The sequence below is a fragment of the Neisseria montereyensis genome (assembly GCF_024834045.1).
Classification (GTDB): Bacteria; Pseudomonadota; Gammaproteobacteria; order Burkholderiales; family Neisseriaceae; genus Neisseria; species Neisseria montereyensis.
Genome location: NZ_JANUXW010000007.1, coordinates 92,247 through 108,218 on the forward strand (window position 1 = coordinate 92,247; position 15,972 = coordinate 108,218).

A 15,972-nucleotide genomic window follows, 5' to 3' on the forward strand; every position below is an offset into this window, starting at 1 on the left:
TTTTTTAATCAAGATTTACTCAGCCACTTTAGAACCTTTCGGTGCCGGCGGTTCGATTTGCTCTTTCCAGCCGCATTCTTTCTGCGGGCAGACTTTTTCTACCCCCCAGCGCTTGGTAGTTTTAATGGTTAATACTGGCCATTTGCAGTTGGGGCAGGTTTCGGCGATGGGCGGATTCCATACGGCGTAATCGCAGTCGGGATAGGTATTGCAGCTGTAAAACAGTTTGCCGTAGCGGGATTTGCGTTCGATTAAGTGGCCTTTGCCGCATTTCGGGCATACCACGCCGGTATCTTTCGGCGGTTCCAACGGCTCGATATGTTTACATTTCGGATAGTTGGAACAACCGATAAATTTACCGTAACGGCCTTTTTTATACACCAGCTGTCCGCCGCATTTCGGGCATTCGCGGCCTTCGACCACTGTCGGCTCTTCCGCTTCTTTGGCGGCATCTTCGGCAGTTTCTCCGATATTGCGGGTGTAGTCGCATTCGGGATAACCGGAACAGGCGATAAAGCGACCGCGCTTGCCGAATTTGATTTGCAGCTTATGATTGCCGCATTTCGGGCAGATTTCATCTAGCTCTTCGGTGGTAATTTTGGCGCGTTCGATGCCTTCTTTTTCTTTAACCTGCTTGCTGAAGCCTTTCCAGAATTTATCCATCACCGGAATCCACTGGCGCTTACCAGTGGCGATTTCGTCAAGCTGGTCTTCCAGCTTGGCTGTAAAGTGGTAATCCACGTATTGGGCGAAGTGCTCGGTCAGGAATTTATTCACAATTTCACCGGTATCGGTCGGCACAAACCGTTTTTGATCAAGCGTAACGTATTCTCGGTCTTTCAAGGTGGAAATAATGCTGGCATAGGTCGAAGGGCGGCCGATGCCGAATTCTTCCAATGCTTTCACCAGAGTAGCCTCATTAAAGCGCGGCGGCGGGGTGGTGAAATGTTGTTCGCCATAAAGCTGGTCGACAGGCAGTTTGTCGCCCTCTTTCATTTCGGGCAGTTTTTTATTGTCTTCGCCCTCATCGCTATCGTCGGTGCCTTCTTCATACACATTTAAAAAACCTGCAAAAGTCTGCACTTGGCCGGTAACGCGGAAAACACCTTCGCCCAAAGCAATATCGACGGTGGTTTGGTCGAATTTGGCAGGCGTCATCTGGCAGGCAACGGTACGCTGCCAAATCATCTGATAAAGCTTGAATTGGTCGGCACTCAGGAAAGGTTTTACGCTTTCGGGGGTGCGGTAAACCGAAGTCGGACGAATGGCCTCGTGCGCTTCTTGGGCGTTTTTCGACTTGGTTTTATATTGTTTAACGGAAGCAGGCAGATATTCTTTGCCGATTTTGTTTTCAATATAATGGCGGATTTCCACCAAAGCTTCATCCGACAAGGTAACGCTGTCGGTACGCATATAGGTAATCAAACCGATTGCGCCTTGTCCGACATCAATACCTTCGTAAAGCTGTTGGGCGGTTCGCATGGTGCGGTCGGTGGTCATGCCGAGTTTACGCACGGCATCCTGTTGCATCGTCGAAGTGGTAAACGGTGCGGCGGGGTTGCGGCTGCGTTTTTTCTTTTCAATATTGGCAACTTGGGCTTCTTTATCGGTCAGCCCGTTTAAAACGGCTTGCTGTGCCGCTTCGTCTGGCAGGGAAAACTGTTCCAGCTTTTCGCCCTGCCATTGCACCAGTTTGGCGGTGAATTTGCTGCGGCCTTTATGACTATCAAGGTGAACGGTCCAATATTCCTGCGCTTCAAACGCTTTGATTTCGTTTTCACGCTCGCAAATCAGGCGCAAGGCCGGGCTTTGTACACGACCGGCACTCAGGCCGCGGCGGATTTTTTTCCACAACAGCGGGGAAAGATTAAAGCCGACCAAATAATCCAATGCGCGCCGCGCCTGTTGCGCATCCACTAAGTTTTCTTCCAACTCCCGCGGATGGGCAATGGCATCTAAAACGGCATTTTTGGTAATTTCGTGAAACACAACACGTTGCGGCTTGAGATTTTTCAAACCGCGTTTGGATTTCAAAATTTCCTGCAAGTGCCATGAAATGGCTTCGCCTTCTCTATCCGGGTCGGTTGCGAGATACAGGTTTTCGGATTCTTTGGCAGCGGCAACAATGGCATCCACGTGCTTGCTGTTGCGGGCAACCAATTGGTATTTCATAGCAAAATCGTTATCGGGATCCACCGCACCGTTTTTCGGTACCAAATCGCGCACGTGTCCGTAGGAAGCGAGGATTTCAAAATCGCTGCCGAGGTATTTTTTCAACGTTTTGGCTTTGGAGGGTGACTCCACAATCAATAAATTCTTTGCCATAATCCGGTTTCCCTTTTAAAGTCGTTTACTTCGCGCACAAATAAATTTTCAGATGGAAGGCCATCTGAAATAAATATAGGTTCACTGTGCTTATATATTATTTATATGATGCCGTCTGAAGCCTTGTCAAAACAATTTTGAGGCGGTAAACGGCATTTTCAAGACGGCGGCCCTGTCTGCAATGGTAGGAACACATAGCGTCAGGGGATGCGATGATTGTCAATAAAGGCGGTCGGGTAATGGATAAAACCGAGAATATTTACCAATGATTCTACCTAAATTGAACATCGTCTGTTTTTTACTATACCAGACACCCGCAAAAGAAAGTATGAAACTTTTTGCCCTGCAACGCATAAAATAATGCCACACGCCATACAATCGGTTTTAAATATTTTCAAATATATTTCAAACAGATATTTAAATAAAGTCAGGCCGTCTGAAAATTAAAGGCTTTGCCCGCACACTTGCTCGAATTGTTTTTCGGTTACCGACCCGTTCATTACGCTCATCGGGCGCAAATCCACCGCAGTATAGTTTTCATTAACCACAACCGTGCCGCGTTCGTCCAATAGCTGCAAAGCAGTCAAACGGTAGGTTTTATTGGCACAATGCATTTCCCATGTACCGATAGCGGTTTTATAGCGCGGCGTGTTGACGTAGCGTTCTTTATCCTGATCCACCACAACTTTACGGTCGCGGAAGGTCACCAGATTGCCGTTTTTGCTGATGCTGTTTTTATCGATATAAGCTTTGATATTGCCATCCGAAGTGGTGCCGATGCTGCTCCAACTGCTGCCGACTACATTTTCCATGCCAGTTGTGGAACAGGCGGCAACCCATAGAGCCAGTGAAACGGCAGCGGTACGTTGGCAGAAACGGTAAAAGTTCATTGTTTTCCTTTCAGACGGCCTGATATCAAGCCTTAAATCAAAATAGCGTATATTAAGCGGTTTTATGTGATTGAACACAAAAATAAATAAAATACGGCAAAGAATATTTGCCGTATGCACTAAACCGAATAATAGCGTTTTTTTCAGACGGCCGCCAATGTATCGGTTTTCGCCGCCATAATAAAATCATTGCGGTGCAACCCCTTAATGCTATGCGACCACCAGGTAACCGTTACTTTGCCCCACTCGGTTAGAATGCCCGGATGATGGCCTTCTTCTTCCGCCAAGTCGGCCAAACGGTTGGTAAACGCCATCGCCTGCTTGAAGTTTTTAAATTTAAATTGCCGCTGTAATTGCAATACGCCGTCTATCACTATCGGCTGCCATTCCGGAATCATTTTCATCAGTTGCGCCAGTTCCTCATCGCTGACTTTCGGCGCATCGGCACGGCAGGCTTCGCAGGCTTGTTTAGCCAAATCGTTCATCTTTTTCTCCTTCATTAACTATTTATATGATTGAATCCGCCTTGATGATTTTCAGACGGCCTGATTAAAACCGTGTCGGTTCAATCCGCCAAACTCGGATGCGGCTCGAATAAACCTTTGCTCATGGCTTTATGTACTTCACCCATAATGTCGCTTTGCGCTATTTCAAATAATGTATCCAGCTTGTCGAGTACATAATAAATCGGCTGGATGCGATCGATACGGTAAGGCGTGCGCAAAACATCGGCAATATTAAACGCGCGGTATTCAGGCTTGCCACTCAGCGCATACTCGGTTTCCGAAGGCGAGCTGAGAATACCACCGCCATAAATACGCCGCTCTTGCGGATTGAGACCGACCAAGCCGAATTCAATGGTAAACCAATACAGTCTGGCCAAAAATACTCTTTCGGTTTTATCGGCATCTAATCCGAGTTTGCCATAAATTTCATTAAACTCCGCAAAAGCCGGATGGGTCAGCAACGGGCAATGGCCGGCAATTTCATGGAAAATATCCGGCTCTTGAATATAATCGAAGTCTTCGTGCCGACGTATAAATGTGGCAACGGGAAACGCTTTATTAGCAAGCAATTTGAAGAAACGGCCAAACGGTATCAGTGCGGGCACCGGCGCGGTACGCCAACCTGTATTGTCTAACAATACGGCATCAATATCGGCCAATTGAGGAATATGGTCGTGCGGCAACGCCAGCTTGGCCAGCCCTTCAAGATATTCGTGGCAGGCACGCCCGGGCAGGTTACGTTGTTGGCGCACAATCAGATCATGCCAAACCTGATGTTCTTCGGGCGGATAATGAATGAAGCCGTCTGAATCGGCTTCTCTTGCGGTATAAGCACAGGCAGTAGTCATACATCCTCCTATTTTAAGCATTAAGTTGCTTAATTATTTATTTTTTTATATTTTACTTTCAATGAGTATGAAATTTATAATATTTATTTAGATACTCGAGCTCAGTTTGGCATTTTTATTTTTATTTAGCAAGCAAATTGATGATTATGAATGAACCTTATACGCAACCCCTTGCCAAACGCTTTACAATATTTGCCAACCCATTTTATTTTCAGACGGCCTTATGCAACCTATCACCCTAATCTGGTTCCGCCGCGACCTGCGCCTGTTTGACAATACAGCCCTACAAACCGCCATAAGGCAGGGACTGCCCGTTGTCGGCGTATTTATTTTCGACAATGATGCCGATCCTTTACTACACACCAACCACCGCCGCGCCAGTTTTATTTACGACAGCGTACAGGCTTTTCAGACGGCCTTAAACGAAAAGAATATCCCGCTTTATATCCTGCACGGTGCGGCCGAACAGGAAATACCCAAACTGGCGGCACAACTCCATGCAACGGCCGTGATATGCGCCGAAGACTACGAACCCCAATCCACCGCACGCGACAATACCATCTGGCGCAGACTTGATGAAGCCGGCCGCACACTGATACGCGTAGACGACCAAGTCTTATTGCCCAAAGCCGCCGTGATGACCCACACCGGCCGCCCCTATTCCGTGTTTACCCCCTATAAAAAAGCATGGTTGCAAACCTACACCCAATATTTCGGCCACTGGCAACCCGCCGACGATTGGGCCGCCTTATCGGCACTGCAAACCAAGCTGCCGGAGGCCGCACGTCGTACTCCAACATTACCCTCACCGGAAACCATCGGCTTCACCCATCAAAACACCTTATTTCCCGGCGGTGAAGCGGAAGCACAAAAACAACTCGGCCGGTTTCTCGAACACGTCGACACCTACCACATCAGCCGCGACTTCCCCGCACAAAAAGGCACCAGCCGCCTATCACCCTACCTCAGCCACGGCCTGCTTTCCCCCCGCCATCTGGTTTATCTTGCCAAACAAGCCGACAGCGAAGGCGCAAACGTATGGCTGAGCGAATTAATCTGGCGCGAATTTTTCAAACAAGTGTTGTTTCACCACCCTGAAACCGCATACCAAAGCTTCCGCCCCGAATACCGTGCCATCCAATGGCCGAATAATCCCGAATGGTTCGAGCGTTGGAAAGCGGGGCAAACCGGCTTTCCGATTGTCGATGCCGCCATGCGCCAGCTTTCCGGCACCGGCTGGATGCACAACCGCCTGCGCATGATAACGGCAAGCTTTCTGGTGAAAGACCTGTTAACCGACTGGCGGCTGGGCGAAGCATGGTTTGCCGAGCAATTAATCGACTATGATTTATCGGCCAACAACGGCGGCTGGCAGTGGTCGGCCGGCACCGGTTGTGATGCACAACCTTATTTCCGCATCTTTAACCCCGTATTGCAATCGCAGAAATTCGACCCCGACGGGCAATTTATCCGCCGCCATATCCCCGAGTTGGCACATCTGGGTAAAGATATTATCCACGCCCCGTGGCTGGCAAAAGAAAGTATCGACACCCACGGCTATCCTTATCCCATTGTGAACCACGCCGAACAGCGCGAACTGGTCAAGGCTTTATTCCAACAGAATCAGGCCGTCTGAAACCTCAATAAACAAAATACACACACATCAATACAGTAATCGGATAACAGGGGCGCACCGCACGGTTGTAACAAAAATACAATTAACCATTGACAAAACCCCTGCTCCGGCATATACTTTCAAATCTATCGCGGGGTGGAGCAGCATGGTAGCTCGTCGGGCTCATAACCCGAAGGTCGTAGGTTCGAATCCTGCCCCCGCAACCAAATTCAAAAAACCCACTTTTTCCAAGTGGGTTTTTATCATATATAAATATAAAGCAACAATCCGCATTCCCCGTTATCCGGAACATTACCGTTATCAATAATGGGCAGTAATACTATGCCGCCAACCGGATTTCCGCCATTTTCAAGTCAATGTGGCAACAGCAGTACAACAATCGTCCGGCAATTCGTGGAATGCATCGGTTTCTTTGTTATACTGTTTGTTTTTCCTATCCGAATACAAGACACACCAAACCATGACACGCAAAATCCTTGTTACTTCTGCCCTGCCCTATGCCAACGGCAGCATTCATTTGGGCCATATGGTCGAGCATATCCAAACCGATATCTGGGTACGCTTCCAAAAAATCCGCGGTCATGAATGCTACTACTGCTGCGCCGACGATACCCACGGCACACCGGTAATGCTGGCGGCACAAAAACAAGGCATGGCACCCGAAGATATGATTGCCCAAGTACGCGAAGCACATCTGGCCGACTTCACCGGCTTCCATATCGGCTACGACAATTATTACAGCACTCATTCACCTGAAAACAAAGCCCTTTCCGAACAGATTTATCTGGCGCTGAAAGCCAACGGCAAAATCGAAAGCCGTGTAATCGAACAGCTGTTCGACCCCGAAAAAAACATGTTTCTGCCCGACCGTTTTGTAAAAGGCGAGTGCCCCAAATGCCATGCCAAAGACCAATACGGTGATAACTGCGAAGTCTGCGGTACCACTTACAGCCCGACCGAGCTGATTAACCCCTATTCCGTCGTATCCGGCGCCACGCCGGTATTAAAAACATCCGAGCACTTCTTCTTTAAATTGGGCGAATGTGCCGATTATTTGAAAGAATGGACGGCCGGAACCACCACCCTTTCAGACGGCCGTATCCAACCGCATTTGCAAGCCGAAGCATTGAATAAAATGAACGAATGGCTGGGCACGGATGAAAACGGCAACGGAACCTTATCCGATTGGGATATCAGCCGTGATGCCCCTTATTTCGGTTTTGAAATTCCCGGCGCACCTGGTAAATATTTTTATGTTTGGCTGGATGCCCCGGTCGGCTATATGGCTTCATTCCAAAACCTATGCAACCGCATCGGTTTGAATTATGAAGAATTTTTCAAAGCCGACAGCCAAACCGAGATGTATCACTTTATCGGTAAAGACATTCTTTATTTCCATGCCCTATTCTGGCCGGCCATGTTGAAATTCAGCGGCCACCGCGCCCCTACCGGCGTGTTTGCCCACGGCTTTTTAACCGTAGACGGGCAAAAAATGTCCAAATCACGCGGCACGTTTATTACTGCCAAATCCTATTTGGACGGCGGCCTCAACCCCGAATGGATGCGCTATTACATCGCGGCCAAACTCAACAGCAAAATCGAAGACATCGATTTAAACCTGAACGACTTTATCACCCGCGTAAACAGCGACTTGGTCGGCAAATATGTGAATATTGCCGCCCGTGCCGCCGGTTTTATTACCAAACGTTTCGAAGGCCGTCTGAAAGATGTTGCCAACAGCCAACTCATTCAAAAACTGGCTGCGGAAAGCGATGCTATTGCCGCTGATTTTGAAAACCGCGAATACGCCAAAGCCCTGCGCGAAATCATGGCGCTGGCCGATACCGTTAACGAATACGTTGATGCCAATAAGCCGTGGGAATTGGCCAAACAAGAAGGCCAAGAGCAACGATTGCACGAAGTATGCAGCGAACTGATTAATGCCTTTAAGATTTTGAGTATCTATCTGGCGCCCGTGTTGCCGAAAGTGACCGAGCGTGCCGCCGCTTTCCTCAATCTCAACGGCCTGCGCTGGGCAGATACCGCAACCGTATTGCCCGAAGGGCACGCCATCAACAAATACGAACACCTAATGCAACGAGTGGAGCAAAAACAAGTGGATGATTTAATCGACGCCAACAAACAAAGCATGCAGACCGCCGCCGAAGCCGCACCTGCCGAAGAATCAAAATATGCACCCGTGGCCGAACAAGCCAGCTTCGACGACTTTATGAAAATCGATATGCGTGTCGCCAAAGTATTGAACTGCGAAGCGGTCGAAGGCAGCACCAAGCTATTGAAATTCGATTTGGATTTTGGCTTTGAAAAGCGGATTATTTTTTCCGGTATCGCCGCCAGCTATCCCGAACCTGCCGCACTCAACGGCAAAATGGTGATTGCCGTTGCCAACTTTGCGCCGCGTAAAATGGCCAAGTTCGGCATGTCCGAAGGCATGATTCTTTCCGCCGCCACTGCCGACGGCAAACTGCGCCTGCTGGATGTACACGAAGGCGCACAACCGGGCGATAAAGTCGGTTAACTTTTTATCACACATCTAAAAACAGCCGTCTGAATAACGCATCAACCTTTTAATAGGAATGCGCTGCTTTTCAGACGGCCTATATTCAAAATAGTTAAAAATATAAAGAAATCACACCAAAATGATTGGTTTTTATACCCTGTTTAAAAAAGAAGTATTGCGTTTCTGGAAAGTCGGCTTACAAACCGTTGCCGCCCCCATGCTGACCGCCCTGCTTTATCAAATGATTTTTTCCCATGCCGTCGGCCGGCATATCGAAGCCTTACCCGATGTTGCATACAACGCGTTCCTAATCCCCGGTCTGGCCATGATGAGCATGACGCAAAACGCCTTTGCCAATGCCTCCAGCAGCCTGATTCAATCCCGCATCACCGGCAATCTGGTGTTTATTTTGCTGCCGCCGTTGTCGATACCGGCTTTTTTCTCGGCTTATGTCGGCGCATCGGTATTACGCGGCTTATTGGTCGGCATCGGTGTGGTTGCCGTTACCGCACCGTTCGGCCTGCCCATGCCGCATAATATCCCGTGGATACTGGCTTTCGCCTTATTAGGCTGTTTTATTATGGGGATGTTCGGTTTACTGGCGGGCATTGTGGCTGAAAAATTCGACCAATTGGCTATGTTTCAAAACTTCCTGATTATGCCTTTAACGTTCTTATCCGGCGTATTTTATTCTATTAACAGTTTGCCACCGTTCTGGCGTAGCGTTAGCCACTTCAATCCGGTTTTTTATATGATCGACGGTTTTCGCTATGGCTTTTTCGGTGTTGCAGACGTTTCCCCGTGGTTATCTTTGAGCGTAGTAGCCGCTGCCGCCGCCGTACTGACTGTTTTGGTGCTGGCCATATTAAAATCCGGCTGGAAGCTGCGCGTATAAAACAGCCCAATGGTTGAACACACCCACTGCACACCACATTATTTTATTATTTATCAAAATGTTTTCAGACGGCCTCAAACCATAAACAGGCCGTCTGAAAACCGGAAATCATTATGCAACCGGCTATACACATTCAAAATGCCGTTAAAACGTATCCTAACGGCTTTACCGCACTAAAAGATGTCAGCTTCGATATTAATCAAGGCGAATTTTTCGGCCTGCTCGGTTCTAACGGCGCAGGCAAAACCACTTTAATTTCCGCTATGGCCGGCTTAAGCCGCCTTACCTCAGGCACCATTCAAGTCATGGGCTACGATGTGGTGAAAGACAGCCGCCATACCCGCATGAACTTAGGTGTCGTGCCGCAAGAACTGGTATTCGACCCTTTCTTTACCGTTATCGAAACATTACGGCTCCAATCCGGCTATTTCGGCATTAGAAAAAACGATGATTGGATTGAAGAAATTATTGAAAATCTCGGCCTTGCCGACAAAGCCCACACCAATACACGCAATCTATCCGGCGGGATGAAACGGCGGGTGATGGTGGCACAAGCATTGGTTCACCGTCCGCCCGTTATTGTGCTCGACGAACCGACTGCCGGCGTGGATGTTGAGTTGCGACAAAGCTTATGGGTATTTATCGAAAGCCTGAACAAACAAGGCCACACGGTGATTCTCACTACCCACTATCTCGAAGAAGCACAAAGTTTTTGCGACCGGATTGCCATGCTGAAACAAGGCGAACTGGTGGCATTGGATAACACTGCCGACTTATTACAAAGTGATCAAAAGCTATACGCCGAGCTGTTGATTAATGGCACCCTTCCTGATAATTTACGGCCTTGGTTGGTATCTGAGAACAACGGTTCGGTTGTATTAAAACTAGATGATTACGACCAATTGGCCTTTGTTTTGCAAACGCTGAAATATTCCGGCATAGAGGTTAAAAACCTTTCATTGCCACAAACCGACTTAGAAGATGTGTTTGTGCGCATGATGAATATGTAATTATATAAAATACCAGTGAAAAGGCCGTCTGAAATATATTTCAGACGGCCTTCAATCATCTTTCTCATCATAGAAATAAAAAAAACCGCATATTGTGAAATATGCGGTTTTTTTATTCAGGATAAAGCCGGATAAGCAGTATTACATCATACCGCCCATGCCGCCCATACCACCCATGCCGCCCATATCAGGCATAGCAGCAGGTTTGTCTTCAACAACTTCGGCAATCATGCAATCGGTAGTCAACATCAAACCGGCAATAGATGCAGCATGTTGCAATGCGGAACGGGTTACTTTGGCAGGATCCAACACACCCATTTCAAGCATATCGCCGTAAGAATCATTACCGGCGTTGTAACCGAAGTTGCCTTTGCCTTCCAATACTTTGTTTACGACAACAGAAGGCTCGCCACCGGCATTTTTCACAATCTGACGCAGCGGAGATTCAACGGCACGCAATACGATTTGCACACCGGCATCTTGGTCGGCATTACCGGTAGGCAGGTTTTCCAAAGCCGCACGGGCACGCAACAGTGCAACGCCACCACCGGCTACAATACCTTCTTCAACAGCCGCACGGGTTGCATGCAATGCATCGTCAACGCGGTCTTTTTTCTCTTTCATTTCTACTTCGGTAGCCGCGCCTACTTTAATCACGGCCACACCGCCGGCTAATTTAGCCACGCGCTCTTGCAGTTTTTCTTTATCGTAGTCGCTGGTTGCCACTTCGATTTGTTGGCGGATTTCAGCCACACGGCCTTCAATTTGTGCCGCATCGCCGAAGCCGTCGATAATGGTTGTGTTTTCTTTAGCGATTTCAATGCGTTTGGCTTGGCCTAAGTCTTCCAAAGTGGCTTTTTCCAAAGACAAACCCACTTCTTCGGAAATTACGGTACCGCCGGTTAAAATAGCGATGTCTTGCAACATGGCTTTACGACGGTCGCCAAAGCCCGGAGCTTTAACGGCAACGGTTTTCAGAATGCCGCGGATATTGTTCACAACCAAAGTCGCCAAGGCTTCGCCCTCGATATCTTCGGCAATAATCAATAACGGACGGCTTGATTTGGCCACTTGTTCCAATACCGGCAACAAATCGCGGATATTGCTGATTTTTTTGTCAAACAACAATACAAAAGGATTATCCAAACCGGCAATTTGTTTCTCGGCATCATTGATGAAGTAAGGAGACAGATAGCCGCGGTCGAATTGCATACCTTCTACAACATCCAATTCGTTTTCCAAAGATTTACCGTCTTCTACGGTAATCACGCCTTCTTTGCCTACTTTTTCCATCGCTTCGGCAATAATCGCGCCGACTTGTTCGTCGGAATTGGCGGAAATCGAACCTACTTGGGCGATTTCTTTAGAAGTTTCGCAAGATTTGGAAATATTTTTCAATTCGTCTACCAACGCAGTAACCGCTTTATCAATACCGCGTTTCAGGTCTGTCGGATTCATACCGGCAGTTACATATTTCATACCTTCGGCCACGATGGCTTGAGCCAATACGGTTGCGGTTGTGGTACCGTCACCGGCCACATCGTTGGTTTTAGAAGCCACTTCTTTCACCATTTGCGCGCCCATGTTTTCGAATTTGTCTTTCAATTCGATTTCTTTGGCTACGGTTACACCGTCTTTGGTGATTTGCGGGCCGCCGAATGCACGGTCAAGCACAACATTACGGCCTTTCGGGCCCAAGGTGACTTTAACCGCATCCGCCAATACGTTCACGCCTTTTACCATTTTTTGGCGGACTTCATTACCAAACTGTACGTCTTTTGCTGCCATGTTTTATTACTCCTAAAAATTAAATAAACTTGTACGAAACTGAAAATAAGAAAATTATCGGAATTTATGATATTCGCCGATAAGCGAAGCGCCGCCCGAACAGAAAAAATATAAAATTCTGTCGTCTTCTTCGGAATCTATGGTTAAAGAATCTTTTCCGAATACCAACTGAAACGGACCCTGCTCGGAATCCACCTGCAAAGTATCCCGGCCGACAGCCCGGGCGGTAAAGTTGCCCGAACAAGTCGGTTTTTTGATATCGCTACGGGAATTTACCGTTACCCGGTAGTGCTCTCTGTCTATTCGCGCAATATCAATGCCCACCCAATCATATCCTTCGCTGCGTTTCGCATAACTTTCGTCTGCATAAAAGCCGGAAGTAGGTATGTGGGAAGCACACGCTGCCATCATCAGACCGGCAGATACCAACCCGATTTTCTTGATATTTTTGAAATTAATAATAATCGTTACTCAATAATAATGGTTTATTCAACAATGCCGAAAATGTCTTCTTCGCGCATTACCAACAGCTCTTCACCGTCTGCTTTCACGGTTTGACCGCTGTATTTGCCGAAAATCACTTTGTCACCGACTTTAACGTCTAAGGGGCGGCGTTCACCACCTTTACCAACTTTGCCCGCACCTACGGCAATCACTTCGCCCATATCGGGCTTTTCGGCAGCTGAGCCGGGCAATACGATACCGGAAGCGGTTTTTTCTTCGGCTTCCAAACGTTTAACAACTACGCGGTCGTGCAGAGGACGGATGGTCATGAGTATGCTCCAAATAAAATAATTAAAAAACAAATGCCTGAATTCAGGTTATTTAAAAAAATGCAATGCCATGTTTTGAATAACACAACATTTCTCATTTGAACGAAAGGCAACATAAGGCTGTAAACGGTAAATTCAAGCCCTTTTTGAATCTTTGCAATAAAAAAATTCCATATTCAGGAAGCCTTTTCCGTACCATCAGACAAAATACGTTATTCTTTTAAATAAATCAATGTATATTCAAAACAAGGGAAACACCTTAGTTTAATTAAATAATCCAAAGCTGATAAATTGTAATCAACCATTTAAAATCGTTTGTATCTTACCGATAATATAAAAGACCGTCTGAACAACAATTCAGACGGCCTGCTTCCAAATTAACCGATAAACTACCAAAGACGATTGCCAACCGCCTCAATGGCCGATGAAACCTCAGAACGCAAACCGCGTCTGAATAACTTACGGAAATCATCTTCTTCAGCCGTATAATCAACCATTTCCGGTGCCTGAATAACATCTCGTGAAACCGTATAAATACTGCCGAAATCATCAATTAATCCAACTTGTTTGGCTTCGGTACCGCTATAAACCCGGCCACTAAACAAATCAGGATTTTCTTTTTCTTTCAAACGTTTACCACGACCCAATTTAACCGCATTAATAAATTCGCGATGAATATCGGTCAACATACCTTCCCAAATCTTCGCCTGCTCAGGCGTTTCAGGCGTAAACGGATCACCCATGCCTTTATTGTTGCCGGCGATTTTCAAGCGGCGTTTGATACCGAGTTTATCCATTAACCCCGTTACATCAAAACCACCACCAATCACACCGATACTGCCGACCAAGCTGGAAGGATCCGCATAAATCTTATCGGCAGCCGAAGCAATATAATAACAACCCGATGCACACATATCTTCGGCAACCACATACAAAGGAATATCTTTATGTTCGGCTTTCAAGCGGCGGATTTCATTAAACGCCGTATTGGAAACCACCGGAGAGCCGCCCGGGCTGTTGGCACGGATAATAATCCCTTTTACTGCCGAATTACTGTATGCGGCCTCTAGGCTTTCACGCAACAGCGCAACCTGATCTTCACCATATTCATTACCGATTTCCCCCGTCAGCGAGATAACCGCCGTATGCTCACCGGAAGCAGACACAAATCGCCCGTGACCGGATGGTTTTTCCGAATCACTGCACGATCTTATATTGATAAGCAGCGATAAGAAAATTAATACCCACACAATACGCCAAAAATTACGCCAAAACCGGGTACGCCGCTGCTCTTTATAAGCCTCAAGCAACACATCACGCAAAGTATTGCGCTCCCAACTTTCATTAGACTGATGTGGTGTAGAAGAATCATCACCTGTTCGACGGATACGATATTGCATAATCTAATCTCTCTAAAATAAATTTTGGTTATTGTAGGCGAATTAAGACCGTCTGAAAACTTAGCATTCAGACGGCCTTAGCCAATAAATCTGTTTGATGCCTATCCACAACTTATAACAACACCAACCAACCCGAATTTAGTACTTAATATTTAATCAGAAAAATAGCTTAATCCCTCTATCACTCCCAACCGCAGCACTATCAAAACATCTTTGTCCTCTCGGGTTATTTCCTAATAATCAGCCCCATCAAAAATCACCACTGTTGCATAAATCATATATTAAAACATAAATACCATATCAATATTTGCATGAATTTATCATAAATGATAAATTCCAAAAATATGACATAAGTTATTTTTAATATGTGTAAATAAATTTATCTTTATAAATTTAAATCAACTATTTAACAAGTTAATTTATATTAAGAAAGGGAGCTGAAATGATGTTAAAAAATCATATTAAATGACAAAAAGATATAAAAAACAGCCTAATACAGCATACTAAGAAAATTAAAAAAACACTACATAAAAAATAATTAACAACATTACGGAAATAAAAAAATGTCCAATCCAATCATGATTGCCGTAGGCAAAAGCAACAGCTCGTCAAATACTGTACTTCACTCTGTCCACCCCAACTCAGGCCAACCTGTTTATATACAGGCTTTCGACCAAGCACACTACCGTTTGGCAGATGCCGAAACTGGCTTAACGCCCGAAAATTTGGAATTTACCCGCAACGGCAACGATTTATATATTCAAACAACAAATTCCACTTCTGAAACACCTGATATTGTTATTAAAAATTACTACACTTACTACCCTGAAGTGGTGGGCAACAGCCTACCTGCAGGCTTTTATGCAGCCGATAACACCCAAGAATATACGGTTGAAACAACACAAGAAACACAATTAGCCGAAGAGGTTACCATCAACTCATCTCCACAAGAGACCGGCGGTAGCAAAATACCCCTTGCACTCGGCGGATTAGTCGGAGCAGGCCTGGTAGGCGCCCTAGCCGGAGGCGGTGGCGGCGGTTCGTCCGAACACAATGATACAAAAGCCACAAATGTATCATCCATAGCTAATCCGTCTAAAGCGGATACTTCATCCCAACCCCAACAAAATAGCAGCCAACCATCGGTAGAAGCTAAAAACAACACTACTTCAACAATAAAACAAACTGAGCCTACTATTTCAACCGAATCTGAAGATAAAACCACCAATCAATCTTCAGATTCAGAAAATGTGCCTGAAACACCTGATACAAAACAGGAAAATACTACACAACAGCCGTCTGAAACCAATAAACAGCCGGAAGAAAACCAGGCTGTTCAACCACCGTTAGAAACTGAAAAAAACGATACAACCGCAGAAC

The 15,972-nt window shown here is 46.4% G+C and carries 13 protein-coding genes and 1 tRNA gene; 6 read left to right on the top strand and 8 right to left on the bottom strand.

Translation table 11 applies throughout. From position 1 onward, the window contains the following. Positions 1-15: 15 nt before the first annotated feature. The 4 genes from topA to phhA form a co-directional block, all read right to left on the bottom strand. On the bottom strand, positions 16-2,325 hold the full coding sequence (gene topA / locus NXS09_RS08275) for a type I DNA topoisomerase (RefSeq protein ID WP_259292077.1): 2,310 nt from the start codon (positions 2,323-2,325) through the stop codon (positions 16-18). A gap of 443 nt (positions 2,326-2,768) precedes the next feature. After that, entirely contained in the window at positions 2,769-3,215 is a 447-nt protein-coding gene (locus NXS09_RS08280; RefSeq protein ID WP_259292078.1) for a surface-adhesin E family protein, read from the bottom strand. 143 nt (positions 3,216-3,358) lie between these two features. Further along, entirely contained in the window at positions 3,359-3,700 is a 342-nt protein-coding gene (locus tag NXS09_RS08285; protein WP_259292079.1) for a 4a-hydroxytetrahydrobiopterin dehydratase, read from the bottom strand. An 80-nt stretch (positions 3,701-3,780) separates the two neighbouring features. Further along, on the bottom strand, positions 3,781-4,569 hold the full coding sequence (gene phhA, locus NXS09_RS08290; protein ID WP_259292080.1) for a phenylalanine 4-monooxygenase: 789 nt from the start codon (positions 4,567-4,569) through the stop codon (positions 3,781-3,783). 223 nt (positions 4,570-4,792) lie between these two features. On the opposite strand from phhA, the gene NXS09_RS08295 reads away from it, so the two are divergent. The 5 genes from NXS09_RS08295 (at position 4,793) to NXS09_RS08315 (ending at position 10,631) form a co-directional block, all read left to right on the top strand. Beyond that, positions 4,793-6,205, top strand: a complete 1,413-nt coding sequence (locus NXS09_RS08295) for a cryptochrome/photolyase family protein (protein ID WP_259292081.1) — start codon at positions 4,793-4,795, stop codon at positions 6,203-6,205. 129 nt (positions 6,206-6,334) lie between these two features. Then, a tRNA-Met gene (locus NXS09_RS08300) sits at positions 6,335-6,411 on the top strand. 254 nt (positions 6,412-6,665) lie between these two features. Then, entirely contained in the window at positions 6,666-8,744 is a 2,079-nt protein-coding gene (gene metG / locus NXS09_RS08305) for a methionine--tRNA ligase (protein WP_259292082.1), read from the top strand. Positions 8,745-8,865: 121 nt separating this feature from the next. Beyond that, positions 8,866-9,621 carry an ABC transporter permease gene (locus NXS09_RS08310; RefSeq protein WP_259292083.1) on the top strand — a complete coding sequence of 252 codons (756 nt, stop codon included), beginning with the start codon at positions 8,866-8,868 and terminating at the stop codon, positions 9,619-9,621. Between the two features lie 113 nt (positions 9,622-9,734). Further along, entirely contained in the window at positions 9,735-10,631 is an 897-nt protein-coding gene (locus NXS09_RS08315) for an ABC transporter ATP-binding protein (RefSeq protein WP_259292084.1), read from the top strand. 141 nt (positions 10,632-10,772) lie between these two features. On the opposite strand, the gene groL is transcribed toward NXS09_RS08315, so the two are convergent. The 4 genes from groL to NXS09_RS08335 form a co-directional block, all read right to left on the bottom strand. Next, positions 10,773-12,419 carry a chaperonin GroEL gene (gene groL / locus NXS09_RS08320; RefSeq protein ID WP_259292085.1) on the bottom strand — a complete coding sequence of 549 codons (1,647 nt, stop codon included), beginning with the start codon at positions 12,417-12,419 and terminating at the stop codon, positions 10,773-10,775. A gap of 54 nt (positions 12,420-12,473) precedes the next feature. Beyond that, positions 12,474-12,827 (bottom strand): type III secretion system chaperone, encoded by a 354-nt coding sequence (locus tag NXS09_RS08325; protein ID WP_259292086.1) that lies wholly within the window; start codon positions 12,825-12,827, stop codon positions 12,474-12,476. Positions 12,828-12,904: 77 nt separating this feature from the next. Continuing rightward, positions 12,905-13,192, bottom strand: a complete 288-nt coding sequence (gene groES, locus NXS09_RS08330) for a co-chaperone GroES (protein ID WP_151049839.1) — start codon at positions 13,190-13,192, stop codon at positions 12,905-12,907. Between the two features lie 389 nt (positions 13,193-13,581). Next, positions 13,582-14,592: a S49 family peptidase gene (locus NXS09_RS08335; RefSeq protein WP_259292087.1), complete on the bottom strand. Its 1,011-nt coding sequence runs from the start codon at positions 14,590-14,592 to the stop codon at positions 13,582-13,584. Positions 14,593-15,155: 563 nt separating this feature from the next. On the opposite strand from NXS09_RS08335, the gene NXS09_RS08340 reads away from it, so the two are divergent. After that, positions 15,156-15,972: hypothetical protein (locus NXS09_RS08340; protein ID WP_259292088.1), on the top strand; the 817-nt coding region annotated here is incomplete at its 3' end.

Excerpts from the sequence above, each read along its gene's own strand:
- NXS09_RS08295 (WP_259292081.1), top strand. The coding sequence starts at position 4,793 with ATGCAACCTATCACCCTAATCTGGTTCCGCCGCGACCTGCGCCTGTTT.
- NXS09_RS08280 (WP_259292078.1), bottom strand. The coding sequence starts at position 3,215 with ATGAACTTTTACCGTTTCTGCCAACGTACCGCTGCCGTTTCACTGGCT.
- NXS09_RS08335 (WP_259292087.1), bottom strand. The coding sequence starts at position 14,592 with ATGCAATATCGTATCCGTCGAACAGGTGATGATTCTTCTACACCACAT.
- NXS09_RS08315 (WP_259292084.1), top strand. The coding sequence starts at position 9,735 with ATGCAACCGGCTATACACATTCAAAATGCCGTTAAAACGTATCCTAAC.
- NXS09_RS08310 (WP_259292083.1), top strand. The coding sequence starts at position 8,866 with ATGATTGGTTTTTATACCCTGTTTAAAAAAGAAGTATTGCGTTTCTGG.
- groL (WP_259292085.1), bottom strand. The coding sequence starts at position 12,419 with ATGGCAGCAAAAGACGTACAGTTTGGTAATGAAGTCCGCCAAAAAATG.
- phhA (WP_259292080.1), bottom strand. The coding sequence starts at position 4,569 with ATGACTACTGCCTGTGCTTATACCGCAAGAGAAGCCGATTCAGACGGC.
- NXS09_RS08325 (WP_259292086.1), bottom strand. The coding sequence starts at position 12,827 with ATGGCAGCGTGTGCTTCCCACATACCTACTTCCGGCTTTTATGCAGAC.
- NXS09_RS08285 (WP_259292079.1), bottom strand. The coding sequence starts at position 3,700 with ATGAACGATTTGGCTAAACAAGCCTGCGAAGCCTGCCGTGCCGATGCG.
- topA (WP_259292077.1), bottom strand. The coding sequence starts at position 2,325 with ATGGCAAAGAATTTATTGATTGTGGAGTCACCCTCCAAAGCCAAAACG.
- metG (WP_259292082.1), top strand. The coding sequence starts at position 6,666 with ATGACACGCAAAATCCTTGTTACTTCTGCCCTGCCCTATGCCAACGGC.
- groES (WP_151049839.1), bottom strand. The coding sequence starts at position 13,192 with ATGACCATCCGTCCTCTGCACGACCGCGTAGTTGTTAAACGTTTGGAA.